Source organism: Leifsonia soli (assembly GCF_013408745.1).
In the GTDB taxonomy this organism is placed as follows: domain Bacteria; phylum Actinomycetota; class Actinomycetes; order Actinomycetales; family Microbacteriaceae; genus Leifsonia; species Leifsonia soli.
The window spans coordinates 1504447-1527920 of sequence record NZ_JACCBJ010000001.1 but is presented as its reverse complement, the minus strand read 5'-3'; the positions used below and the strand labels follow the sequence as shown (position 1 = coordinate 1527920).

Genomic DNA, 23474 nt, shown 5'->3' with positions numbered 1-23474 from the left:
GGGGATGCCGCTCAGGCGGAGGTGAGAGCCGCCCAGGCCATGCGCTCCAGGACAGGGCGCACGACCCCGGGGGCGACGTGCAGCGCGCCGACGCGCGCGGTGTGCGGCGTCGAGTTGAGGAGGCCGAAGGTGCCTTGCACGCGCACGCGCAGCTCGTCGTCGGCGAGAGCGGGCTGCAGGGCGCCGAGCACGCCCATCCACACCTCGACGTAGCGGCGCTGGAGCCGGCGGACCTGGCGGCGGGCGTCGTCGTCGAGCGCGTCGAGGTCGCGGTCCTGGACGCGGATGGTGTCGGGCTCGCCGAGCGCGAAGTCGATGTGGAATCCGATCAGCGCGCGCAGCGCCGTCGCGGCATCCGTCGCGGCCTCCTCGACCGCCTGACCGCCGGCGAGCAGGCGCTCGCTGACTCCGATCAGGAGCGCTCCGAGCACGGCCTGCTTCGACGAGAAGTGCCGGTACACCGCCGGTCCGCTCACGCCGACGGCGGCTCCGAGGTCTTCGATCGACACGCCGTTGAAGCCGCGCTCGGCGAACAGGGTGGCCGCGGCGTCGAGCAGCGCCGCGCGGCGGTCGGCCTTGGCCTGGCTGCGCTGCGTCGGCCGCTCGAGGGGAGCGGCGGGGCTCGGCTGGGTCATCGTCCTCGATGGGGTCGGGCCGCCCGGTCGGCGACGCTGGACTTTTCGGTTAATGAACACTAACCTAAAAACCGAGTTAGTGACCACTAACCGGATGTCGACGACGACATATGGAGCAGCATGCCGACCCTGACCAGTGAGGCGTCCGCGACGGATGCCCGGTTCGAGCAGAACGACGCCGCCCAGCGCGAGCTCGTCGCCGATCTGCGGAGGCGGCTGGCCGTCGCGGCCGCCGGAGGCCCGGAGCGCGCCCGCGAGCGCCACGTCGCCCGCGGGAAGCTGCTCCCGCGCGACCGCATCGACGCCCTCCTCGACGAGGGCAGCCCGTTCCTCGAGCTGGCGCCACTGGCGGCGACCGGGATGTACGACGACGAGAGCCCGGCGGCGGGCGTCATCGCCGGGATCGGCCTGGTGGCCGGACGCCATGTGATGGTCGTGTGCAACGACGCGACGGTCAAGGGCGGCACCTACTACCCGATGACCGTGAAGAAGCACCTGCGGGCGCAGGAGGTCGCGCTGGAGAACCGGCTGCCCTGCATCTACCTGGTCGACTCGGGCGGCGCGTTCCTGCCGATGCAGGACGAGGTGTTCCCGGATCGCGACCACTTCGGCCGCATCTTCTACAACCAGGCCCGGCTCTCGGCCGCGAAGATCCCGCAGATCGCGGCCGTGCTCGGCTCCTGCACCGCGGGCGGCGCGTACGTGCCCGCGATGAGCGACGAGACGGTGATCGTCCGCAACCAGGGCACCATCTTCCTCGGCGGCCCTCCGCTCGTGAAGGCGGCCATCGGCGAGATCGTCAGCGCCGAGGAGCTCGGCGGCGGCGACCTGCACGCCCGCACCTCGGGGGTGGTCGACCACCTCGCGGAGGACGACGAGCACGCGCTCGCCATCGTGCGCGACATCGTCGCGACCCTCCCGCCGCCCGCCGCGCCCGCCTGGGCGGTGGCGGAGACGGTCCAGCCCGCGGCGGACCCGGCCGAGCTGTACGGCGTCGTCCCGGTCGACGTGCAGGCGCCCTACGACGTCCACGAGGTGATCGCCCGCATCGTCGACGGCAGCGGCTTCCACGAGTTCAAGCCCGAGTACGGCACGACGCTCGTGACGGGCTTCGCCCACATCCACGGGCACCCCGTCGGCATCGTCGCGAACAACGGCGTGCTGTTCAGCGAGTCGGCGCTCAAGGGCGCGCACTTCATCGAGCTGTGCGATCAGCGCGGCATCCCGCTGCTCTTCCTGCAGAACATCTCCGGCTTCATGGTCGGCCGCGACTACGAGGCGGGCGGGATCGCCAAGAACGGCGCCAAGATGGTCACCGCGGTCGCGACCGCTCGCGTTCCGAAGCTCACTGTCGTGATCGGAGGATCCTTCGGGGCCGGCAACTACTCCATGTGCGGGCGGGCCTACTCGCCGCGCTTCCTCTGGATGTGGCCCGCCGCCCGCATCTCGGTGATGGGCGGCCAGCAGGCGGCCAGTGTGCTCGCCACCGTCAAGCGCGACCAGCTGGAGGCGCGCGGCGAGGAGTGGTCCTCCGGCGACGAGGCCGCGTTCCGTGCCCCGATCGCCGCTCAGTACGAAGAGCAGGGCAACCCGTACTACTCGACCGCCCGGCTCTGGGACGACGGGGTGATCGATCCGGCCGAGACCCGTACCGTACTGGGCCTGGCGCTCGACGTCGTCTCCCGCTCTCCGCTGCCCGACACCGCCTTCGGGCTCTTCCGGATGTGATCGCGTGACCTCCACCCCCTTCCGCACCGTCCTCGTCGCCAACCGCGGCGAGATCGCCTGCCGCGTTATCCGCACCCTGCAGCGCCTCGGCATCCGCTCGGTCGCCGTCTACAGCGACGCCGACCGCGACGCTCCGCACGTTGCGCTCGCCGACGTCGCCGTCCGCATCGGGCCGGCCGCCGCGCGCGAGAGCTACCTCGACGTCGACCGGATCGTGGAGGCCGCCCGCCGCACGGGCGCCGAAGCCGTCCACCCCGGGTACGGCTTCCTCTCCGAGAACCCCGCGCTCGCCGAGGCGTGCGCGGCGGCCGGCATCGTCTTCGTCGGCCCCGGCGTCCACGCGCTCGAGGTCATGGGCGACAAGATCACGGCGAAGCACGCGGTCGCCGAGCACGACGTTCCGACGATCCCCGGCATCGCAGAACCCGGGCTGAGCGACGACGAGCTGATCGCGGCCGCCGAGCGCATCGGGTATCCCGTGCTGGTGAAGCCGTCGGCGGGCGGCGGGGGCAAGGGGATGCAGGCGGTGCGCGCCGCGGCGGAGCTCCCGGAGGCGCTGCGGGCGGCCCGACGCGTCGCGGCCGCCGCGTTCGGCGACGACACGCTGTTCCTGGAGCGGCTGGTCGCATCCCCCCGGCACATCGAGGTGCAGGTGCTCGCCGACCGCCACGGCGGGATCGTGCACCTGGGCGAGCGCGAGTGCTCGCTGCAGCGCCGACACCAGAAGGTGGTGGAGGAGGCGCCGTCGCCGCTGCTGGACGCGGCGACCCGCGCGCGCATCGGCGAGGCCGCCTGCCGGGTCGCGGCGAGCGTCGGCTACGTCGGAGCCGGGACGGTGGAGTTCCTGGTGTCGGCCGATGCGCCGGACGAGTTCTTCTTCATGGAGATGAACACGCGCCTGCAGGTCGAGCATCCCGTGACGGAGCTGGTGACGGGCCTGGACCTCGTCGAGCAGCAGGTGCGGATCGCCGCGGGGGAGCCGCTGTCGTTCGCCCAGGCCGATGTGCGGCTGCACGGCCACGCCGTCGAGGCGCGGGTGTACGCGGAGGACCCGGAGCGCGGGTTCCTCCCCGCCGCCGGGCACGTGCTGGCGCTGCGGGAGCCGGAGGGCGACGGCGTGCGGGTCGACAGCGGCATCGTCGCGGGCATCCCGATCGTCACCGACTACGACCCGATGCTCGCCAAGATCATCGCCTGGGGCGATGACCGCGACGTGGCGCTCGCCCGGCTGCGCGGCGCGCTCGCCGGCACCAGCATCCTGGGCGCCGTCTCCAACCTCGCCTGGCTGGTCGGGCTCGTCTCCGACGACGACGTCCGCGCCGGGCGGATGGACACCACGCTGATCGACCGCCGCTTCGCCGAGCAGACGCCCGCGCCGGCGACGGAGGCGGAGCTCATCGCCGCTGCGCTGCTCGCGCACCGCGACCGGTGGCGGCAGCCGCCGGCCGGCGTCGGGGCGCTGTGGGGCGCGCCGACGGGATGGCGCCCCGGCCGGGCGCGCCCCGCGCGATACGACGTCGACGGCGTCACGGTGTCCGTCGGCGGACCGGCCGACGACGCGACCGTGCACGTGCTGCGGGATTCCGCCGGTGCGGCGCACGAGGATGCCCACGAGGCGGCGCACGCCGCGCCGCGCCGCGCCTCCCTCCGCCTGAGCGAGCCGGACGCCGCGGGGCGGCCCTCGGTCGCGCTCCTCGACCTCGACGGAGAGACCATCCGCTTCGACACCGCGCGCGACGGCGACACCGTCTGGCTGGCGCGCGATGGCCGTTCGCGCCCGCTGCGGCTGCGCGACCGCGCGACGCGGCTGGCCGAACGCCTGGCTGCCGTCGACCGCGGGACGCTCGCCGCGCATCCCGAGCTCCGTTCGCCGATGCCGGGGACCGTCGTCGCCGTCCCCGTCGAGACCGGCGCGCGCGTCGCCGCGGGCGACACCGTCGTCGTCGTCGAGGCCATGAAGATGGAGCACCGCCTGGTGGCGCCGGTCGACGGCGTCGTCTCGGTGCACGTCGCAACCGGCGACCTGGTCCGGCTCGACCAGCTCGTCGCCCGCGTGGACGCGGACGACGCGGGCGATTCCGGCGAGCCCAGCGCCATCACCGACGTTCCGCCCCAGCAGGCGGACGCGGCGCCGACACGACCGGCCGCCGCACAGCGATAGTCACCACGAGAGACAGGACCCGCATGACCATGCAGATGACCCGCCCCACCGGCCCGTCGGCCGGAGCCGGAGCCGCCGGGGCCGCCGACACCGATGTCGCCGGCTTCGCGCTCACCGACGAGCAGCGCCGCCTCCGCGACGAGGTGCGCGACTTCGCCGACACCGTCGTCGCGCCCGCGGCCTACGAGTACGACACCAAGCGCAGCCTCCCGTACGACATCATCGCCGAGATGGGCCGGATGGGCCTGTTCGGCCTCCCCTTCCCGGTCGAGTACGGCGGCCAGGGCAAGGACTACCTCTCCCTCTGCCTCGCGGTGGAGCAGCTGGGACGCGTCGACCAGTCGATCGGCGTCACCCTCGAGGCCGGCGTCGGCCTTGGGGCCATGCCGATCTTCCGCAGCGGCACCGAGGAGCAGAAGCAGGAGTGGCTGCCGATGCTCGCGCGCGGCGAGGCGCTCGCCGGCTTCGGGCTCACCGAGGCCGAGGCGGGTTCCGATGCGTCCGGCACCAAGACGACGGCCGAGCTGCGCGACGGCGAGTGGGTGATCAACGGCACCAAGCAGTTCATCACCAACTCCGGCTCCGACATCACGCGGCTGGTCACCATCACGGCCGTCACGGGCGAGGAGAAGCGCGCGGACGGCTCCGTGAAGAAGGAGCTGTCGGCGATCATCGTCCCCACCGGCACGCCCGGCTTCGTGGCGGAGCCCGTGTACGACAAGGTCGGCTGGCACACCTCCGACACGCACCCGCTGACCCTCACCGACGTGCACGTGCCCGAGGCTAACCTGCTGGGGGAGCGCGGTCGCGGATACGCGAACTTCGTCGCGACGCTCGACGAGGGCCGGGTGGCGTTCGCCGCGCTCTGCACCGGCGCGGCGCAGGGCTGCCTGGAGGAGGCGATCCGCTACGCCGCGAGCCGGAACGTGTTCGGCCGCCCCATCGGCTCCAACCAGCACATCGCCTTCAAGATCGCGCGGATGCAGGCCAGGGTCCACACCGCCCGGCTCGCCTACTACGACGCCTGCTACAAGCTGATGGCCGGCAAGCCGTTCAAGATGGAGGCGTCCATCGCCAAGCTGGTCTCCAGCGAGGCCGCCATGGACAACGCCCGCGACGCCACGCAGATCTTCGGCGGATACGGATTCCTCAACGAGAACCCCGTCGCGCGCCACTACCGCGACTCGAAGATCCTGGAGATCGGCGAGGGCACGAGCGAGGTCCAGCTGATGGTGATCTCGCGCGCGCTGGGCTTCTCCGCCTAACCTGAACCCGCAGCCGCCAGCTCCTGAGTTCTTCCTCGCTGCACCCGGCGTGTCGCCGGAAAAACTCAGGAGCCGGCGGTGAGAGACCCTCGAAGGGGAGGACGCATGATCGACAAGACCGTCGGAAGCGCCGCGGAGGCGGTCGCCGACATTCCGGACGGCAGCATGCTCGCGGTCGGCGGATTCGGCCTGTGCGGCATCCCGAGCGCGTTGATCCAGGCGATGCTCGATGCCGGGACCACCGACCTCGAGGTGGTCAGCAACAACTGCGGCGTCGACGACTGGGGTCTCGGTCTGCTGCTCGCCGAGCACCGCATCCGCAAGATGGTCAGCTCGTACGTCGGCGAGAACAAGGAGTTCGCGCGTCAGTTCCTCTCCGGCGAGCTGGAGGTGGAGCTCACCCCGCAGGGGACGCTCGCCGAGAAGCTGCGCGCGGGCGGCGCAGGCATCCCCGCCTTCTTCACCCCGGCGGGCGTCGGCACCCAGATCGCGACGGGCGGCCTCCCGCGCCGCTACGCCGCGGACGGTTCGGTCGCGGTCGCGAGCGAGCCGAAGGAGGTGCGGATGTTCGACGACGCCGAGTACGTGCTGGAGCGGTCGCTGCGCCCCGACTTCGCGCTCGTGCACGCCGCGAAGGGCGACCGGCACGGCAACCTCGTCTTCCACGCGGCCGCGATGAACTTCAACCCGCTCGCCGCGATGGCCGGGCGCATCACCATCGCCGAGGTCGAGGAGCTGGTGGAGCCGGGCGAGCTCGACCCGGGCGCGGTGCACTGCCCCGGCATCTTCGTGCAGCGGGTCGTGCACGCGCCGGGCGTGGAGAAGCGGATCGAACGGCGGACGGTCGCCGAAGGGAGCGCACGATGAGCCTCAGCCGCACCGAGCTCGCCGCGCGGGTGGCGCGCGAGCTGGAGAACGGGCAGTACGTCAACCTCGGCATCGGGATGCCGACGCTCATCCCCAATTACATCCCGGAGGGCGTCGAGGTCATCCTGCACTCGGAGAACGGCGTGCTCGGCGTCGGCCCCTATCCCGCCGACGACGCCGTCGACCCCGACCTCATCAATGCGGGGAAGGAGACGGTCACCGTGAATCGCGGCGCCGCCTTCTTCGACTCGTCGCTGTCGTTCGGGATGGTGCGCGGCGGGCACGTCGACCTTGCCGTCCTCGGCGCCATGGAGGTGTCCGAGCGGGGCGACCTCGCCAACTGGATGATCCCCGGCAAGATGGTGAAGGGCATGGGCGGGGCGATGGACCTCGTGTTCGGCGCCAAGCGGCTCATCGTGATGATGGAGCACGTCGACCGGGAGGGCCGTCCCAAGATCGTGACAGAGTGCAGCCTCCCGCTGACCGGCATGGGATGCGTCGACCGCATCATCACCGATCTGGCGGTCATCGACGTCACCGACGACGGCCTGGTGCTGCGCGAGCTGGCGCCCGGCGTCACGGTCGACGAGGTGGTCGCCGCGACCGGCGCGCCGCTGCGCATCGAGCTGGAGGAGGCGGCATGAGGGAGATCGAGCAGCGCGGGCTCTACTACGAGGAGTTCGAACCGGATACGCGGTACCTGCACCGGCCGGGCCGCACGGTGACGGAGGCGGACAACGTCCTCTTCACGACCCTCACCATGAACACCCAGGCACTGCATCTGGATGCGGCGTGGTCGGCCCGGCAGCCCTTCGGGGAGCGGCTGGTGAACTCGATGTTCACGCTGGCGACGATCGTCGGCGCGTCGGTCACCCAGCTGACGCAGGGCACGATCGTCGCGAACCTGGGGTTCAGCGAGGTCTCCTTCCCGCATCCGCTGCACCACGGCGACACGCTCTACTCGGAGACGGTGGTGCTGGCGAAGCGGCTCTCCGCCTCCCGCCCCGGCCAGGGGATCGTCACGCTCGAGCACACCGGACGCAACCAGGACGGCGTCGTCGTCGCGACGGCGACACGCCAGGTGATGGTGTGGTGCCGGGACGTCTCTCCGGCCGCGACCGACCCGGGCGCCCCCGACACCGGCGGGGCGGACGCTGCCGGGTCGGATGTGGACGGGATTCTGTGAGCGAGGCCCCGGCGTTCCCCTGGGGGCCGGCGCTGCTGTTCTGCCCCGCCGACCGGCCGGAGCGGTACGCGAAGGCGCTGGAGCGGGCGGATGCGGTGATCCTCGACCTCGAGGATGCGGTCGACCCCGCCCGGCGGGTGGCCGCCCGGGAGGCCCTGGCGGCGTCGGACCTGGACCCGGAGCGCGTCATCGTGCGCGTCAATCCGGCCGGGACCGACGACCACGACGCCGACCTGTCCGCGCTCGCGGCGACGCCCTATCGCGCGGTGATGCTGCCGAAAGCCGAGCGCCCGGCCGATCTCGACGGGCTCCGCGACTACGCCGTCATCGCCCTCTGCGAGACGGCCGCGGGCGTGCTCGCGGCGCCGTCGCTTGCCGCCGTCCCCGAGGTGATGGCCCTGATGTGGGGTGCGGAGGACCTGGTCGCGTCGTTGGGCGGCACATCCAGCAGGCACGCGGACGGACGCTACCGCGATGTGGCCGTGCACGCGCGGTCGGCGGTGCTGCTCGCGGCCGCCGCCTCCTCCGTCCACGCCGTCGACACCGTCCACCTCGACATCGCGGATCTCGCAGGGCTCGCTGCTGAGGCGGAGGATGCCGTGGCCGTCGGATTCGCTGCGACCGCGTGCATCCATCCCGGTCAGGTGGAGACGATCCGCGCCGCCTACCGGCCCGATCCTGCGGAGGTCGCGGCCGCCCGGGAGCTGCTCGCGGCCGCCGAGAACGCGGGCGGAGGAGTGTTCCGCCACGAGGGCCGGATGGTCGACGGACCGGTGCTCGCACACGCCCGGGCGGTGCTCCGGCGTTCGTGATGAAACTGTGACCTGGCTTTCCTCCACGGTTCACCCGTTTCGTCCTTCGCGCGTCGGAGGCATGTCGTACGCTGCAAGTGTTCAATCGGGAATCCACCGTTCTCGAATCGATTCGAGAGCCATCGATTCGCGGAGAACGGACATACGCGGCGGTTGGAGGTCGCGGGGGAGGGGGAGACATGCCACAGCTGCTTCCCCTGCGCCTGCTCGAGACCGTCGGCCTGCGCAGCAGCGCCGCCGCCGACCCGCGCGCAGGTTCCGCTGAGCCGCCGACCGGCGTCATCGACGTCGACCCGGCCATCGCGAGCACCGGCCCGCTGTCGATCATCGCGCCCCGCCGCATCGGCGAGAGCGACCTCGCGGTGTACCCGCTGTCGCTCGGCGCGAGCGTCTTCGGCTGGACGGCCGACGGCGACACCTCGTTCGCCATCCTCGACCGCTTCACAGAGCTCGGCGGCGACTTCATCGACACCGCCGACAGCTACGTCGGCGGCCGCAGCGAGGTGCTCATCGGCACGTGGATGCGCGAGCGCCGCAACCGCGACCGCATGGTCGTCGCGACGAAGGTCGGGCGGCACCACGACAACCCGGGCCTCGGATCCGTCAGCATGATCCGCGCCGTCGAGGCGTCCCTCGAGCGGCTGCAGACCGACCACATCGACCTGCTCTACTTCCACGAGGACGACCCGGAGACGCCGCTGGAGGACAGCCTGGCGACGGCCGAGTGGCTGATCGAGAGCGGCAAGGTGCGCTACCTCGGCGCGTCCAACTTCACTGCGGACCGGCTGATCGAGGCGCGCATCCTGGCGTCGTCCGGCCTGCCGAAGTTCGTCGCCATCCAGACCCAGTACAACCTGATGCACCGCAGCGAGTTCGAGAGCGCGCCGCGGATCGTCGCGGCGGCGCAGGGGCTCGCCGTGATGCCGTACTACGCGCTGGCCAACGGCTTCCTCACCGGCAAGTACCGCGGCAAGGGCGACCTCACGGCCGGCGCGCGCAGCGTCCGCGCCTCCGCGTATGTGAACCGTCGCGGTCAGCGCGTGCTCGCGGTGCTCGACCGGATCGCCGCGGAGCACCGCGTCGCGCCCGCCAGCATCGCCCTCGCCTGGCTCCTCGCCAAGCGGACGATCGCCGCGCCGGTCGCCAGCGCCAGCCGCCCGGACCAGGTCGACGCGTTGATGGCCGCCGCGGGCATCCGCCTCACGCGGTCGCAGATGCTCGACCTCGACCGCGTCTCCGAGTAGTCCGCGTCCTCGCTCGCGCGCCTGTGGGGCGCAACACACCGTTCCGCGACGTGCGTCACGGCGTGTTGCGCCCCATAGAACGCGTCGGCGCGGGTCAGACCTCGGCCAGGATGCGGTCGAGCGCGCGGTGCAGCGCGGCGCCCGCGGCGATCGCGTCGCCCACATAGCCGCCGGCCATGGCGCCGTCGCGCGCGAGGATGAGGTCGTCCGCCGCGTCGCCCGGTCGCGGGTGGCCGATCTGGCGGAACAGCTCCTCGATGCGGTCGGCGTACCAGTCGCGGTGGGCCGTCACGGCCACGCGCACGGGGTCCGTCTCATCGGCGAACTGCGCGGCGGCGTTGATGAACGGGTCGCCGTGGAAGCCCGGGCTCACGGCCTGCTCGTTGATCGAGTCGACCAGGGCGCGAGCGATGTCGCGCGGGTCGTCGTGCGCGGCCTCCTGCTGGGCGAACCAGTCGCGCACCTGGCGGTCGCGGCCCTCCACGTAGGCGATGATCAGCAGGTCCTTCGACCGGTAGTGCTTGTAGAACGTCGCCTTCGTCACGCGGGCGCCCGCGATGATGCGGTCGACGCCGACGGTGTGGATGCCCTCCTGGTAGAAGAGCTGATCCGCCGTCGCGAGAATCTTGACCTTCGACGGCGCGGGCGGCCGGATGGTCGCTCGGGCACTTACGACCATCCGGCACGACTCCTTGTTCGGGGGAGGCGGGGCGCCTCCGGGCTGCTGTCAGAGGCCGATCGCGTCCGCCGCGAGGCGCCGGACACGATGGCTTTCACAGTATAGCGGTAGACAGACGATTCTGTTTGTCCTCTTTTTCTCAGCCCAGGCATCCCGGGTGCTCTGGCGTAGGGTGGAGGGGATGAACAGCGCAGTCGACCTCCCGCTCGGTATGGCCGACCTCACCTTCGCGGCGTCCGGCGAAGCGCTGGTCCGGCGGACGGTTCTGCCGAGCGGTGTCCGCATCCTCAGCGAGCAGGTGCCCGGCGCCCGCAGCGCCACGCTCGGCTACTGGGTCGCCGTCGGCTCGCGCGACGAGAGCGACGGCCAGCCCGGGCATCCCGGATCGCTCGGCTCGACGCACTTCCTCGAGCACCTCCTCTTCAAGGGGACGCGCACGCGCACCGCGCTCGACATCGCGGTCTCGTTCGACTCCGTGGGCGGCGAGCACAACGCCATGACCGCCAAGGAGTACACCTGCTACTACGCGAAGGTCCAGGATCGGGACCTCGCCATGGCGGTCGAGGTCATCGGCGACATGCTCACCTCGTCGCTGCTCGATCCGGCCGAGTTCGAGAACGAGCGCGGCGTGATCCTCGAAGAGCTCTCCATGGCGGAGGACGACCCCGCCGACGTCGCCAGCGAGCGGATGTTCCAGGCCGTCCTGGGCGACCATCCGCTCGGCCGTCCCATCGGCGGCCGCCCGGACACCATCCGTGCGGCGAGCCGCGACGGCGTCTGGGAGCACTACCGCGCCAACTACCGGCCGCAGGACCTCGTGGTGACGGCCGCGGGCGCCGTCGATCACGACCTCCTGGTCGCGGGCGTCGAGCGCGCTCTCGCCGCAGCGGGCTGGGACCCGGAGCTCGCCGCCACGCCGGTCGGCCGCCGCCCGGCCGTCCCGGCCGACATCCGCCGTGGAAGCCCCATCGTCACGGTCGAGCGCCCGATCGAGCAGGCCAACGTGTTCGTCGGCATGCCCGGCATCCTGGCCACCGACGAGCGCCGCACGACGATGAGCGTCCTCAACTCCATCCTCGGCGGCGGGATGTCCAGCCGCCTCTTCCAGGAGGTGCGCGAGCGCCGCGGCCTGGCCTACTCCGTCTACTCGTTCTCCGGCTCGTACTCCGACGCCGGCGTGTTCGGCCTGTATGCGGGATGCGCCCCGGCGAAGGCGCGCCAGGTCACCGAGCTGATGCTGGACGAACTGCAACGGCTGGCATCCGGCGGCGTCACGGCCGACGAGCTCCGCCGTGCCGTCGGCCAGCTCTCCGGCGGCGCGGCCCTCGCGCTCGAGGACTCCGACACCCGCATGTCCCGTCTCGGCCGCGCCGAGATCACGCTCGGTGAGTTCGCCGATCTCGATGAGAGCCTCCGGCGCCTCCACCTCGTCACCGCCGACGATGTGCGCGCCCTCGCCGCCGACCTGGCGGACCGGCCGGTCTCCGTCGCCGCGGTGGGGAGCGTCACCGACGACGTGTTCGCCGGCCTCGCCTCCTGACCAGCCCGTTCTCCCGATCCATCTCCGAAAGGTCCCGTTCGTGCCCCACTACATCTACCTCGTGCGCCATGGCGAGCAGCAGGATGCCGAGCACGGCCTGCCGGACGGCCCGCTCTCGCCACGGGGCAAGCGTCAGGCGCAGCTCGTCGCCGAGCGGCTGAGCGGCATCCCGTTCACCTCGATGTACCACTCGCCGCTGGTGCGCGCAGCGGAGACGGCGGCGATCATGGCCGAGCGGATGCCCGCGCTCGAGCCGCAGCCGTCGAGCCTGCTGTTCGACTGCATCCCGTCGGGTCCGACGCCGGACATGCCCAAGGCGTTCGAGTCGTTCTTCGGCCCGGTGACGGAGGCGGAGATCGAGGCAGGCCGGGCGCAGATGGACGACGCCGTCAACGAGTTCCTGACCCCGGCGATGGGCGACCGGCACGACCTGCTGGTGACGCACAACTTCGTGATCGGCTGGTTCGTCCGGCACGTGTTCGACGCGCCGGCCTGGCGCTGGCTGGGGCTCAACCAGGCGAACTGCGGCCTGACGATCATCCGCGTGCGCTCGGCCAAGCCGCCCGTCCTCGTGGTGCACAACGACCTCGGCCACCTGCCGGTCGAACTGCGCACCGGCCTCCCCGAGCTCCAGCCCGTCTGACTCCGCCCCGCCCCGAGCCCGCAGCTCCTGAGTTTTTCGCCCCCTGGGCGCCGATTCGCGCGAAAAAGTCAGGAGCTGTCGGCGTCAGACGAAGGCTTTGCGGAACCAGTCCGTCGCGTTGGGGTTGTCGTTGTACGGCGGGATGGGCTCGTAGCCGTGCGAGCGGTACAGGCCGCCCGCCGCCTCCAGGCTCGCGTTCGTGTCGAGCACCAGCTCGGTCGCACCGAAGCCGCGGGCGCGCAGCTCGAGCTCGGCGAGGATGGCGCGGCCGTAGCCGTTGCCGCGGGCCGACGGCGTCACCCACAGATGCTTGATCTCGTACCGCACGACGGATGCATCGTCCTGTGCCTCCGCCGACGGGACGCGCAGTTCGCGGATGCCGCCGCATCCCACCTCGACGCCGTCGTCGTAGGCGAGCAGGAAGACCCCGTTCGGCGCGACGAACTGCCCGGGATCGGGGAACGACGTGCGGTACGCGCCCTGGGCGCTCGGGAAGGTCGCGGCGCGCTCGGCGAAGTAGTCGGACAGCATCCGGTGGGCGGTCGCGTCGGTGACGGCGACGTCTGCGAAAGACACCATCGGCCCAGCGTAACGCGCCCCGCGGGTAGGCTGATCGGGTGAGCATTCGCGTGGCCGTCGCCGGAGCGACCGGAAAACTGGGAAGCGTGGCGGTCCGTCTCATCGAGCAGGCCGACGACCTGGAGCTCGTAGCGCGGCTCGACTCCCGCTCGCCCCTGGAGGACATGCTCGGCGCCGACGTGCTCGTCGACATGACGGTGCCGCAGGTCAGCGGCCGGATCGTCGCCTTCGCGGTCGATCACGGTCTGAATGTGCTCGTCGGCACGTCCGGCTGGTCGGCGGACCGCATCCTCGACCTGGAGCGACGCGTCGCCGAGCACGACGGGCAGGGCGCCGTCGTCATCCCCAACTTCTCCCTCGGCTCCGCCCTGGGAACGGCGTTCGCCACCGTCGCCGCCCGCTTCTTCGACTCCATCGAGATCGTGGAGGCGCACGGCGCGGGCAAGGTCGACTCGCCGTCGGGCACGGCGGTGCGCACCGCGGAGCTCATCGGCGCGGCACGCGCCGCGATCGGCCCGGTGGAGGCGCCGCACTCCGATCAGCGGGCGCGCGGGCAGCAGGTCGCCAGTGTGCCCATCCACAGCCTCCGGATGCGCGGGGTCGTCGCCCAGCAGCAGGTGATCTTCGGAGGCGCCGGGGAGCAGCTGACCATCCGGCACGACACGGTCGGCCCGGAGGCGTACGAAGCGGGCATCCTGCTCGCGCTGCGCGCGGCGGCGACCGCGACGGGCGTGACGGTCGGCCTCGACAAGCTCGTCGACCTGGGGATCGCCGAGCCGAACGGCGAGCCGCCGCGCCCGACCGTCCGCGACGCGGGCGACGACGGCACCGACCCCGGCCGATGACCGGCGAAGCGATGAGAGGCCGGCTCCCCGGATGAGAAACCGCCTGGCCGCCCTCCTGATGGCGGTCCTCCTGCTCGTCTACCTGGTGCTCGTCACCCAGCGCGCGGTCATGCTCGTGCTGACCGGTGAGCCCGTCGGCATCGCCATGGGCGTCGCCCTGATCGTGCTTCCGTTCATCGCGGCATGGGCGATCGGCCGCGAGCTGCTGTTCGGCGCGCGCACGGAACGCCTGGTGCGGCAGCTGGATGCGGAGGGCGGTCTCCCGGTCGAGGACCTGCCGACGCGCGCAAGCGGCCGGCCGCTGCGCGATGCCGCGGACCGGGAGTTCCCGCGCTATCGCGCGGAGGTCGAGGCGGAGCCGGAGAGCTGGCGGGCGTGGTTCCGGCTGGGGCTCGCCTACGACGCGTCGGGGGACCGCCGCCGCGCGCGCGAGGCGCTGCGGCAGGCGATCCGGCTGGAGCGGGCGCAGGCGAAAGCGGGCGGGCCCGCAGCCCGCTGACGGCCCGCTGACAGGCCTCTGGGCGCGACCGCTGGGCGCGCCGGCGGAGCACGGCGGCAGCCGCGCGTCAGGCCGCTCGCACCTCCACGAGCCGGTCCATCGCGTCCTCGATCGTCGGGTCGCGGAACACGAAGCCGTCGCCGAGCAGCGCGCGCGGCACCACCAGCTGGTCGGCGAGCAGCAGCTCGCGGCCCGCATCCTGCAGGACCAGCTCGATCGCGAACCGCGGCACCGGCACGAGGTACGGCCGGCGCACCGCCTGCGCGAGCGCGCGCACGATCTCCCCGGCGGTCGCGGGCGTCGGCCCCGCGATGTTCACCGGCCCCTCGAGCGACGAGGTCAGCAGGTGGACGAGCGCCGCCGCCTCGTCGTGCAGGCTGACCCAGGGCCAGTGCTGGCGACCGCCGCCGAGGGGACCGGCGAGTCCCGCCTTGGCGAGCGGGAGCAGCGGCGTGAGGGCGCCGCCGCGCCCGATCACCACACCGGTCCGGGCGAGGGCGACGCGCGTGGCGGGCGGCGCGAGCCGGGCGGCGGCCTCCCAGGCGTCGACGACGTCGGCGAGGAACCCACGTCCCTTCGTCGCCGCCTCGGTCAGCTGCTGGCCGGGGCGGTCGCCGTAGTAGCCGACCGCCGACCCGCTGACGAACACCGCGGGCGGGCTGTCGGCCCGGCGCATCCCCTCGGCGAGCGTCCCGGTCGCCTGGAGCCGGGATGACAGGATGCGCCGCTTGGTCGCGCGCGTCCACGGCAGGTGCTGCAGCGAGCTGCCGGAGAGGTTCACGACCGCGTCGGCCCAGTCGAACACGCCGGGATCGACGGAGCGTTCCTCCGGCGCCCAGCGGAGTTCGTCCGAGCCGGCCGGCTCACGCCGGACCAGCCTCCGCGTCTCGTGTCCGGCTTCGGCCAGCTGACGACGCAGCTCGCCGCCGATCATGCCGGACGCGCCGGCGAGCAGTACGCGCATGTGCGGCCGCCTGCGGCTCAGGCCAGCGACGCGTCGAGGGTGATCGGGATGCCGACCAGCGCCCGCGACACGGGGCACGTGCGCTTGGCCTCGTCGGCGAGGCGCTGGAAGTCCTCCTCGGAGAGGCCGGGGACCTGGGCGGTCACGGTCAGGTGGCTGCCGGTGATGCCCTGTGCGGGATCGAAGGTGACCGCAGCCGTCGTGCGGATGCTCTCCGGCGCGTTGCCGAACTGCGCGAGCACGTTCGAGAACGCCATCGAGAAGCACGCGGCGTGCGCTGCGCCCAGGAGCTCCTCCGGGGTGGTGACCTCGGCGCCGCCCTCGGAGCGGGCCTTCCAGTTGACGGAGAGCTCTGCCGCGTGCGACGAGTCGAGCGTGACCGTTCCGGAGCCGCTCGTGAGATCGCCGTTCCAGACGGTGGTGGATGCGCTGGTGACTGCCATGAAGACCTCCTCGTGACCCTCTGCCGCCGAGCGCGGCCGGGCCTCTCCACCCTACTGACGGGTTCCGGCGCCGTCACCGGGTGCTGGGCGGATTCCCGGCTGGGCCGGCGGGGGTCGCGGCTCGACGGGCGGTCACGCTTCGACGGGCGATCAGGCCCCGGCGGAGTGCCGGATGAGTCGCGCGCGCACCAGCAGGAGGTACAGCTGGCAGCCGAGGCAGTATCCGAACACCGAGTTCAGGAAGGCCGCGGCGAACGCCAGCGCCGCGGCGATCGGCAGCGCGAGCGGCACACCGGCCACGAACAGGACGAGGCCCACCCCGGTGACGAGCAGCCCGACGGCCTGCGCGAAGGTGGGCGGCGCCGGGTCCTCGAGCTCGGCGGGAGGCGCCAGGCGCGGACGGATCACGGCGCGGAAGAGCAGTCCGTACGGGTGGCGGCGGATGCCGGCGACGGCGCCCCAGGCGAAGAGGAGCGCGATGACGAGCAGCAGCACCGCCGCCGCGGTCGTCGCCCCGATCAGCGAGAGGAACAGGTCGACGAGGAGCAGCACCGCCGTGATCCCCGCGCCGAATCGCGGCGATCGCGGGTCGATGCCGGGGCGGCCGGATGCACCGGACGCCGTCGAGGGGGATGCGGCGGTGGCGGCGGACGCCGCCGGATCAGGCTGAGACATGGTCGCTCCCGAGGATGCGGTGGAGGGTGAGGCGGACGTCGTCCGCGCGTGCCGCGCCGCCGATCCTGGCGCGGACGGCGCCCGTGGCGTCGAGGACGAGGGTGGTCGGCGTCTGGAGGATGCCGAAGCGTGTCGCGAGCTCGGGCCGGTCCGTCAGGTCGACCTCCGTATGGCTCACGCCGTCGGTGCCGGCCGCGACGCCGTCGAGCACACGCGCGGTGGAGCGGCAGGGCGCGCAGAACTCGGTGGAGAACTGCAGGAGGGTGGCGCGGCCGCCGAACGCGTCGACGCCGACCTCGGAGGGGGCGACGACGTCGTGCCCGCCGACCGTCCGCGCGCGCCCGGTCGTCGCGCGCCAGAGGAGGCCGGCCGCCGTGACGACGGCGACGAGCCCGAGCAGGATGCCGAGAGCTGCGAATCCGTTCACAGCCCGGGACGCTACGCCGACGTCGTCCACAGCGCACCGAATGTGACCTCCTGTGACGGCGACCCGATAGCCTGGTGGCATGGCTGCTTCCGAGAATCCGTTCGGCCAGGTCCTCGTCGCCCTGGTCACCCCGTTCACCGCCGATGGCGAAGTGGACTGGGCGGCGGTCGAGAAGCACATCGACGACGTGATCCAGGCGGGTGCCGACGGGATCGTCGTCACCGGCACGACGGGGGAGACCTCGACGCTGACCGACGCGGAGAAGCTCCGTCTGGTCGAGGTGGGCAAGTCGGTCGCCGCCGGCCGGGCCAAGATCATCACCGGCGGCGGGTCCAACGAGACCGCGCACGCCATCCAGCTGTACCAGCAGAGCGAGAAGGCCGGGGCCGACGGCGTCATGGTCGTCACGCCGTACTACAACAAGCCGACGCAGGCCGGAATCCTCACCCACTTCCGGATGATCGCCGACTCGACCGACCTGCCGGTCATCCTCTACGACATCCCGGGCCGCACCGGGGTCCCCATCAAATACGAGACGATCCTCCGCATCGCCAAGCACCCGAACGTGCTCGCGATCAAAGACGCGAAGGGCGACTTCAGCGAGGTCAGCCGGGTGCTCAACCAGACCGACCTCCTCTACTTCTCGGGCGACGACGCCAACGTGCTTCCGCACCTCTCCATCGGGGCGAGCGGGCTCATCGGCGTCACGGCGAACATCGCTCCGACCCCCTACCGCCAGATCGTGGATGCGGTGAACGCCGGAGACCTGGCGACCGCCACCGCAGCCCACCGCAAGCTCGAGCCGCTCGTGCGCGCCGTGATGACGCACGTGCCCGGTACCGTTGCTGCCAAGTACATCCTCCACGGCCTCGGCCGCATCTCGAGCCCCCGCGTGCGTCTCCCGCTCGTCGGGCCCGAGGAGTGGGAGGCCGCTCAGATCGAAGACGAGCTCGACCTCGTCCACGACATCCCCGGTGTCGACTTCTCGAACTTCCGCCCCGACCGCAATGCGGCCGCGGGCGGTGCGCTCCCGAAGATCGCCGGGACCACACGCTGACGACCGCACAGGCGGTCGAACACATGGCGGGCGCGCGAAGCCCCGCGAAGAACACAGAAATAGGAGGGCACATGCCCAACCTCGTCGCCGAGCCTCCCGCGCTCGAACCCGGAACACTCCGCATCATCCCGACCGGCGGTCTCGGTGAGATCGGCCGCAACATGACCGTCTTCGAATACGAAGGCAAGCTCCTCATCGTCGACTGCGGCGTCCTCTTCCCGGAGCAGGACCAGCCGGGCGTCGACCTGATCCTCCCCGACTTCCAGCCGGTCCGCGACCGGTTGGACGACGTCGTCGGCGTCGTCCTCACGCACGGTCACGAGGACCACATCGGCGCCGTGCCGTACCTGCTCAAGCTGCGGCGCGACATCCCGCTGATCGGCTCGGGCCTCACGCTCGCCCTGGTGGAGGCGAAGCTCAAGGAGCACCGCATCCAGCCGTACACGCTCACGGTGAAGGAGGGGCAGGTCGAGCAGCTCGGCCCGTTCTCCCTCGAGTTCGTCGCGGTCAACCACTCCATCCCGGATGCGCTCGCCGTGGCGATCACCACGCCGGCCGGCGTCGTCCTCCACACCGGCGACTTCAAGATGGACCAGCTGCCGCTCGACGACCGCATCACCGATCTCCGCGCCTTCGCGCGGCTCGGCGAGAAGGGGGTCGACCTGTTCCTCGCCGACTCCACCAACGCCGACGTCCCCGGCTTCACTCCGCTGGAGCGCTCGATCGGACCGGTGCTCGACGCCGTCATCGCCCGCGCGCCCCGCCGCGTGATCGTGGCGAGCTTCTCCAGCCACGTCCACCGCGTGCAGCAGGTGCTCGACGCGGCCGCCGCGAACGGCCGCCGCGTCGCACTGCTCGGGCGTTCGATGGTCCGCAACATGACCATCGCGGCGGAGCTCGGCTACCTCAAGGTGCCCGAGGGTGTGCTGATCGACTACAAGAAGGCCGCCGACCTCCCCGACGACGAGATCGTCCACATGTCGACCGGTTCGCAGGGCGAGCCGATGGCCGTCCTCGCCCGGATGGCGAACCTCGACCACCAGATCGAGGTCGGCCCCGGCGACACCGTGATCCTCGCGTCGAGCCTGATCCCGGGCAACGAGAACGCGGTCTACCGCGTCATCGACGGGCTCACCAAGCTCGGCGCCAACGTGGTGCACAAGGGCAACGCGAAGGTGCACGTCTCCGGTCACGCGGCCGCGGGCGAGCTGCTCTACTGCTACAACATCCTGAAGCCGAAGAACGTCATGCCCGTGCACGGCGAGTACCGCCACCTCGTGGCGAACGCGCGCCTCGCCATGGACACCGGCGTTCCCGAGAAGAACACGATCCTGGCCGAGGACGGCTCGGTCGTCGACCTGCGCGACGGCGTCGCCCGCGTCGTCGGCCAGCTCGACCTGGGCTTCGTGTACGTCGACGGCTCCAGCGTCGGCGAGATCACCGACGCCGACCTGAAGGACCGCCGCATCCTGGGGGAGGAGGGCTTCATCTCGATCATCGTCGTCGTGGAGGCCGCCACCGGTCGCATCGTGACCGGTCCGGAGGTGCACGCCCGCGGATTCGCCGAGGACGACGCGGTGTTCGACGACGTCAAGCCGAAGATCGCCGCCGCGCTCGCGGAGGCCGCCCACAACGGCGTCCGCGACTCGCACGCGCTCTCGCAGGTGGTGCGCCGGACCGTCGGCCGCTGGGTCAACACCAGCTACCGCCGCCGTCCGATGATCGTGCCCCTGGTGATCGAGGCCTGACCCGGTCGGGAGCGGCGTGGCCGGGATCGTTACCCGCCCGAAACACGGCGGCGGGTACCGTTCGTCCATGAACGCGTTCCGCATCCGACCCGCCGTCCCCGGCGACGCGCGGGTGCTCGCGGACATGCTGGTGGAGGCCGCGAACTGGAATCCGGTCCGCACCAGACCGCGGGTGACCGTCCTCGACGATCCGTCCGTCCGCCACTACATCGCCGGCTGGCAGCGGCCGGGCGACTTCGGCTGCGTGGCGGAGGATGCCGCCGGTGTTCCGGTGGGCGCCACGTGGGCACGGCTGTTCTCGCCGAGCGATCCGGGCTACGGCTTCGTCGCGCCCGGCGTTCCGGAGCTCACCCTCGGCGTCTACCCGCACTGGCGGGCGCAGGGGGTCGGCCGGGCGCTGCTGCGCGAGCTGGCCCGCATGGCCGCAGCCCGCGGCCACGCGCGTCTCAGCCTCAGCGTCCAGCGCTCCAACTTCGCCCAGCGCCTGTACGTCAGCGAGGGCTACGTGACGGTGGCCTCGGGGGAGGGCTCCGACACGATGGTGCGCACAGTCCGCTGACCCGGCCGGATTTCCACAACTCAGGCGCGGGAACCGCGCGATGACGGGGGCACGACGTACCGTTGTCGCATGGCTACGAGCACCAAGTCGAATGCACGCGCCCGGAACTCCGGTCGCGGCGGGTCGACCGCGCGCAAGCCGGCGTCGAAGACCGCGCAGCAGAAGACGGTCGCCTACCCGGCAGCCGATGCGGGGCCCAGTCCGCTGATCCGCGCGTGGATGGGCCTCGCCCACCTCACCGGCGGGGCGTTCCGCGCGCTCGGCCCGGAGAAGCTGGCGAAAGAAGAGCGCCGTGACGGGTTTCCGTTCTTCCTGGTCCTGCTAGCAGCCGCCGGTGCCGTCATCGAGTGGTTCTTCATCAACAACCAGGTCGCGCGCATGCTGGACGCATCGACGTTCGGTCTGCTCTTCGGGCGCGTCGCGTTCGCGCTCCCCGTGGTCATGGTGCTGTTCGCCGCCTGGCTGTTCCGGCATCCCAGCTCGGTGCACGACAACACGCGCATCGGCATCGGACTGAGCATCCTGCTGCTCATGGTGTCCGGACTGTGCCATCTGTTCAGCCCGCACCCGTCGCCGAGCGACGGCGTGAACGCACTCGCGCAGGCGGGCGGTGTGCTGGGGTGGCTGATCGCGGCGCCGCTATCGCTGCTGATCACCCCGTACGGCGCGGGCGCCGTCATCATCCTGCTGCTGATCCTCAGCCTCTTCATCATCACCAAGACGCCGCCGAACAAGCTGCCCGAGCGCATCCGCGAGCTGTACGCCTACCTCTTCGGCGCGCAACTCCCGACGGAGGACGAGCGCCAGGAGGCGAAGGAGGCGCGGACGAAGCAGGTCGAGCTCGACGGCGTCGACGAACCGGAGCAGGAGGCGAACCTGCCCTGGTGGCGCCGGAACAAGTCCCAGCGCGAAGAGGACCCGGAGTACGACGCCGCGCCGGCGGACGGCCTCACCGAGGTCTTCGGCGCGGGAGGGCGAGGGAAGGGCGAGTTCGCGACCGCCCTCGAGCCCGACCCCGCCAGCGACCACTACAACACCGAGGTGCTCAGCGAGCTGGCCAACGCCGAGGACGCCCTGCACCGTTTCACCGGCGAGCAGCCCCCGACCGCCGTCGCGCCGCTCCCGCCCGTCGGCGGAGCGCCCGGCGGTGCTGCCGTGCTCCCCGGCTTCCAGGCGGGCGCGGAGGACTTCGACGAGGATGTCGCCCCGCCGGCGCTCCCCGAGCCGTCCGCTCCATACAACCTCCCGTCCGCCACGATGCTCTCCGCCGGAACACCGGCGAAGACGCGCTCGGGCGCGAACGACGAGATCGTCGCAGCGATCACGTCCGTCCTCACTCAGTTCGGCGTCGATGCGAAGGTCACCGGCTACTCGCGCGGCCCGACGGTCACGCAGTACGAGATCGAGCTCGGTCCCGGCGTGAAGGTCGAGCGGGTGACCGCGCTCAGCAAGAACCTCTCGTACGCCGTGGCGAGCAACGAGGTCCGCATCCTGTCGCCCATCCCGGGCAAGAGCGCGATCGGCATCGAGATCCCGAACAGCGACCGCGAGATCGTGTCGCTCGGCGACGTGCTGCGGTCTCCCGCTGCCACGAAGAGCGTCCACCCGATGACGATCGGCGTCGGCAAGGACGTCGGCGGCGGTTTCGTCGTCGCGAACCTCGCCAAGATGCCCCACCTCCTCGTCGCCGGTTCGACCGGCTCGGGCAAGTCGAGCTTCGTCAACTCGATGATCACCAGCCTGCTGATGCGCGCGAAGCCGTCGGAGGTCCGGATGGTGCTCATCGACCCGAAGCGCGTCGAACTGACGATCTACGGCGGCGTTCCGCACCTCATCACCCCCATCATCACGAACCCGAAGAAGGCCGCGGAGGCCTTGCAGTGGGTCGTGAAGGAGATGGACATGCGGTACGACGACCTCGCGAGCTTCGGCTTCCGGCACATCGACGACTTCAACCGCGCGGTCGTGAACGACGAGATCGTCCTGCCCGCCGGGAGCGAACGCAAGCTCAAGCCGTATCCGTACCTGCTCGTGGTGGTCGACGAGCTCGCCGACCTGATGATGGTCGCCCCGCGCGACGTGGAGGACTCGATCGTCCGCATCACTCAGCTGGCGCGCGCGTCCGGCATCCACCTGGTGCTGGCCACCCAGCGGCCCTCGGTGGACGTCGTGACCGGTCTGATCAAGGCCAACGTCCCCTCGCGCCTCGCGTTCGCCGTCACCAGCGTCACCGACTCCCGCGTCATCCTCGACCAGCCCGGCGCGGACAAGCTGATCGGCCAGGGCGATGCGCTCTTCCTGCCGATGGGCGCGTCGAAGGCCATCCGCGTGCAGGGCGCGTGGGTGAACGAGGACGAGATCCAGAAGGTCGTCGACCACGTCACCCGGCAGGCGCGACCCGAGTACCGCCAGGACGTCACGGTGTCGGCCGAGAAGAAGCAGATCGACTCCGACATCGGCGACGACCTGGAACTCCTCCTCGCCGCCGCCGAGCTCGTGGTGTCGTCGCAGTTCGGCTCCACCTCGATGCTCCAGCGCAAGCTGCGCGTCGGCTTCGCGAAGGCCGGTCGCCTCATGGACCTCCTGGAGTCCCGCGAGATCGTCGGGCCGTCCGAGGGGTCCAAGGCGCGCGACGTCCTGGCGACGGCCGAACAGCTCCCGCAGGTGATCGCCCGGCTGCGCGGCGAGGAGCCGCCGGCGGGTGCGGCGCCGTCCGCGCCGAGCGCGGCCGCCGGAGTCGGCGCAGGCGCGGGCACCGCTGCGGCCGCGGTGCCGGGCCCGGCACCAGGGGCGGGAGGTTCCGACATCGACGACCGCTACGGAAACGATCCGGTCGCGGCGATGACGGCGGGCTATCCTGAGGTCGAGGGCGACTCCGACGAGGACGCCTGGCAGCTGACCGACAGAGAGTAGACGAC

General features: G+C 71.7%; 23 protein-coding genes. 16 read left to right on the top strand and 7 right to left on the bottom strand.

The window, feature by feature from the left end:
- Positions 1-11: 11 nt before the first annotated feature.
- Complete coding sequence (locus BJ963_RS07410) at positions 12-635, bottom strand: SACE_7040 family transcriptional regulator (protein ID WP_179455620.1); 624 nt, start codon at positions 633-635, stop codon at positions 12-14.
- A gap of 120 nt (positions 636-755) precedes the next feature.
- On the opposite strand from BJ963_RS07410, the gene BJ963_RS07405 reads away from it, so the two are divergent.
- The 8 genes from BJ963_RS07405 to BJ963_RS07370 all read left to right on the top strand — a co-directional run bounded on the left by BJ963_RS07405 (position 756) and on the right by BJ963_RS07370 (position 9898).
- Positions 756-2363, top strand: a complete 1608-nt coding sequence (locus BJ963_RS07405; RefSeq protein ID WP_179455618.1) for a carboxyl transferase domain-containing protein — start codon at positions 756-758, stop codon at positions 2361-2363.
- A gap of 4 nt (positions 2364-2367) precedes the next feature.
- Positions 2368-4524 carry an ATP-binding protein gene (locus BJ963_RS07400; protein ID WP_179455616.1) on the top strand — a complete coding sequence of 719 codons (2157 nt, stop codon included), beginning with the start codon at positions 2368-2370 and terminating at the stop codon, positions 4522-4524.
- 23 nt (positions 4525-4547) lie between these two features.
- Positions 4548-5789 carry an acyl-CoA dehydrogenase family protein gene (locus BJ963_RS07395; protein ID WP_089909780.1) on the top strand — a complete coding sequence of 414 codons (1242 nt, stop codon included), beginning with the start codon at positions 4548-4550 and terminating at the stop codon, positions 5787-5789.
- A gap of 105 nt (positions 5790-5894) precedes the next feature.
- On the top strand, positions 5895-6656 hold the full coding sequence (locus BJ963_RS07390; RefSeq protein WP_179455614.1) for a CoA transferase subunit A: 762 nt from the start codon (positions 5895-5897) through the stop codon (positions 6654-6656).
- Positions 6653-7300, top strand: a complete 648-nt coding sequence (locus BJ963_RS07385; RefSeq protein ID WP_179455612.1) for a CoA transferase subunit B — start codon at positions 6653-6655, stop codon at positions 7298-7300. The genes BJ963_RS07390 and BJ963_RS07385 overlap by 4 nt, the downstream gene beginning before the upstream one ends.
- On the top strand, positions 7297-7842 hold the full coding sequence (locus BJ963_RS07380; RefSeq protein WP_179455610.1) for a MaoC family dehydratase: 546 nt from the start codon (positions 7297-7299) through the stop codon (positions 7840-7842). Before BJ963_RS07385 ends, BJ963_RS07380 begins: the two co-directional genes overlap by 4 nt.
- Complete coding sequence (locus tag BJ963_RS07375) at positions 7839-8654, top strand: aldolase/citrate lyase family protein (protein WP_179455608.1); 816 nt, start codon at positions 7839-7841, stop codon at positions 8652-8654. Before BJ963_RS07380 ends, BJ963_RS07375 begins: the two co-directional genes overlap by 4 nt.
- A gap of 179 nt (positions 8655-8833) precedes the next feature.
- Positions 8834-9898: an aldo/keto reductase gene (locus BJ963_RS07370; RefSeq protein WP_179455606.1), complete on the top strand. Its 1065-nt coding sequence runs from the start codon at positions 8834-8836 to the stop codon at positions 9896-9898.
- Between the two features lie 94 nt (positions 9899-9992).
- Here the strand turns inward: BJ963_RS07370 and BJ963_RS07365 are convergent, their stop codons facing one another.
- A complete protein-coding gene (locus BJ963_RS07365) occupies positions 9993-10577 on the bottom strand; it encodes a TetR/AcrR family transcriptional regulator (protein WP_089909799.1) in 585 nt (194 codons plus the stop codon).
- A gap of 181 nt (positions 10578-10758) precedes the next feature.
- Between BJ963_RS07365 and BJ963_RS07360 the strand changes: the two genes are divergently transcribed.
- Positions 10759-12117, top strand: coding sequence for a M16 family metallopeptidase (locus BJ963_RS07360; protein ID WP_179455604.1), 1359 nt, complete (start codon positions 10759-10761; stop codon positions 12115-12117).
- 40 nt (positions 12118-12157) lie between these two features.
- Positions 12158-12760: a histidine phosphatase family protein gene (locus BJ963_RS07355; RefSeq protein WP_089909805.1), complete on the top strand. Its 603-nt coding sequence runs from the start codon at positions 12158-12160 to the stop codon at positions 12758-12760.
- A gap of 84 nt (positions 12761-12844) precedes the next feature.
- Here BJ963_RS07355 and BJ963_RS07350 read toward each other — a convergent pair whose 3' ends face one another.
- Positions 12845-13339, bottom strand: coding sequence for a GNAT family N-acetyltransferase (locus tag BJ963_RS07350; protein WP_179455602.1), 495 nt, complete (start codon positions 13337-13339; stop codon positions 12845-12847).
- Between the two features lie 38 nt (positions 13340-13377).
- Here BJ963_RS07350 and dapB point away from each other — a divergent pair, with 38 nt between their 5' ends.
- The gene (gene dapB / locus BJ963_RS07345) at positions 13378-14184 is read left to right on the top strand and encodes a 4-hydroxy-tetrahydrodipicolinate reductase (protein ID WP_089909810.1); all 807 of its coding nucleotides are present in this window, start codon (positions 13378-13380) and stop codon (positions 14182-14184) included.
- Positions 14185-14215: 31 nt separating this feature from the next.
- Positions 14216-14683 (top strand): tetratricopeptide repeat protein, encoded by a 468-nt coding sequence (locus tag BJ963_RS07340; protein ID WP_179455600.1) that lies wholly within the window; start codon positions 14216-14218, stop codon positions 14681-14683.
- 67 nt (positions 14684-14750) lie between these two features.
- Here the strand turns inward: BJ963_RS07340 and BJ963_RS07335 are convergent, their stop codons facing one another.
- From BJ963_RS07335 to BJ963_RS07320, 4 genes are all read right to left on the bottom strand, one after another.
- A complete protein-coding gene (locus BJ963_RS07335; protein WP_179455598.1) occupies positions 14751-15647 on the bottom strand; it encodes a TIGR01777 family oxidoreductase in 897 nt (298 codons plus the stop codon).
- Between the two features lie 17 nt (positions 15648-15664).
- Positions 15665-16090, bottom strand: a complete 426-nt coding sequence (locus BJ963_RS07330) for an OsmC family peroxiredoxin (protein WP_089909815.1) — start codon at positions 16088-16090, stop codon at positions 15665-15667.
- A gap of 150 nt (positions 16091-16240) precedes the next feature.
- Positions 16241-16765, bottom strand: coding sequence for a DUF4395 domain-containing protein (locus BJ963_RS07325; protein ID WP_218857036.1), 525 nt, complete (start codon positions 16763-16765; stop codon positions 16241-16243).
- Complete coding sequence (locus BJ963_RS07320; protein ID WP_089916654.1) at positions 16752-17192, bottom strand: TlpA family protein disulfide reductase; 441 nt, start codon at positions 17190-17192, stop codon at positions 16752-16754. The genes BJ963_RS07325 and BJ963_RS07320 overlap by 14 nt, the downstream gene beginning before the upstream one ends.
- A 79-nt stretch (positions 17193-17271) precedes the next feature.
- Between BJ963_RS07320 and dapA the strand changes: the two genes are divergently transcribed.
- From dapA to BJ963_RS07300, 4 genes are all read left to right on the top strand, one after another.
- Positions 17272-18249, top strand: coding sequence for a 4-hydroxy-tetrahydrodipicolinate synthase (gene dapA / locus BJ963_RS07315; protein ID WP_089909818.1), 978 nt, complete (start codon positions 17272-17274; stop codon positions 18247-18249).
- Between the two features lie 71 nt (positions 18250-18320).
- The gene (locus BJ963_RS07310) at positions 18321-19997 is read left to right on the top strand and encodes a ribonuclease J (protein WP_179455596.1); all 1677 of its coding nucleotides are present in this window, start codon (positions 18321-18323) and stop codon (positions 19995-19997) included.
- A 67-nt stretch (positions 19998-20064) separates the two neighbouring features.
- A complete protein-coding gene (locus tag BJ963_RS07305; RefSeq protein WP_179455594.1) occupies positions 20065-20556 on the top strand; it encodes a GNAT family N-acetyltransferase in 492 nt (163 codons plus the stop codon).
- Positions 20557-20625: 69 nt separating this feature from the next.
- Positions 20626-23469 carry an FtsK/SpoIIIE family DNA translocase gene (locus tag BJ963_RS07300; protein WP_179455592.1) on the top strand — a complete coding sequence of 948 codons (2844 nt, stop codon included), beginning with the start codon at positions 20626-20628 and terminating at the stop codon, positions 23467-23469.
- The last annotated feature ends 5 nt before the right edge of the window (positions 23470-23474 follow it).

Coding starts and splice junctions, on each gene's coding strand:
- BJ963_RS07410 (WP_179455620.1), bottom strand. CDS start 635: ATGACCCAGCCGAGCCCCGCCGCTCCCCTCGAGCGGCCGACGCAGCGC.
- BJ963_RS07405 (WP_179455618.1), top strand. CDS start 756: ATGCCGACCCTGACCAGTGAGGCGTCCGCGACGGATGCCCGGTTCGAG.
- BJ963_RS07395 (WP_089909780.1), top strand. CDS start 4,548: ATGACCATGCAGATGACCCGCCCCACCGGCCCGTCGGCCGGAGCCGGA.
- BJ963_RS07390 (WP_179455614.1), top strand. CDS start 5,895: ATGATCGACAAGACCGTCGGAAGCGCCGCGGAGGCGGTCGCCGACATT.
- BJ963_RS07385 (WP_179455612.1), top strand. CDS start 6,653: ATGAGCCTCAGCCGCACCGAGCTCGCCGCGCGGGTGGCGCGCGAGCTG.
- BJ963_RS07380 (WP_179455610.1), top strand. CDS start 7,297: ATGAGGGAGATCGAGCAGCGCGGGCTCTACTACGAGGAGTTCGAACCG.
- BJ963_RS07370 (WP_179455606.1), top strand. CDS start 8,834: ATGCCACAGCTGCTTCCCCTGCGCCTGCTCGAGACCGTCGGCCTGCGC.
- BJ963_RS07365 (WP_089909799.1), bottom strand. CDS start 10,577: ATGGTCGTAAGTGCCCGAGCGACCATCCGGCCGCCCGCGCCGTCGAAG.
- BJ963_RS07360 (WP_179455604.1), top strand. CDS start 10,759: ATGAACAGCGCAGTCGACCTCCCGCTCGGTATGGCCGACCTCACCTTC.
- BJ963_RS07350 (WP_179455602.1), bottom strand. CDS start 13,339: ATGGTGTCTTTCGCAGACGTCGCCGTCACCGACGCGACCGCCCACCGG.
- BJ963_RS07340 (WP_179455600.1), top strand. CDS start 14,216: ATGAGAAACCGCCTGGCCGCCCTCCTGATGGCGGTCCTCCTGCTCGTC.
- BJ963_RS07335 (WP_179455598.1), bottom strand. CDS start 15,647: ATGCGCGTACTGCTCGCCGGCGCGTCCGGCATGATCGGCGGCGAGCTG.
- BJ963_RS07330 (WP_089909815.1), bottom strand. CDS start 16,090: ATGGCAGTCACCAGCGCATCCACCACCGTCTGGAACGGCGATCTCACG.
- BJ963_RS07325 (WP_218857036.1), bottom strand. CDS start 16,765: ATGTCTCAGCCTGATCCGGCGGCGTCCGCCGCCACCGCCGCATCCCCC.
- dapA (WP_089909818.1), top strand. CDS start 17,272: ATGGCTGCTTCCGAGAATCCGTTCGGCCAGGTCCTCGTCGCCCTGGTC.
- BJ963_RS07310 (WP_179455596.1), top strand. CDS start 18,321: ATGCCCAACCTCGTCGCCGAGCCTCCCGCGCTCGAACCCGGAACACTC.
- BJ963_RS07305 (WP_179455594.1), top strand. CDS start 20,065: ATGAACGCGTTCCGCATCCGACCCGCCGTCCCCGGCGACGCGCGGGTG.
- BJ963_RS07300 (WP_179455592.1), top strand. CDS start 20,626: ATGGCTACGAGCACCAAGTCGAATGCACGCGCCCGGAACTCCGGTCGC.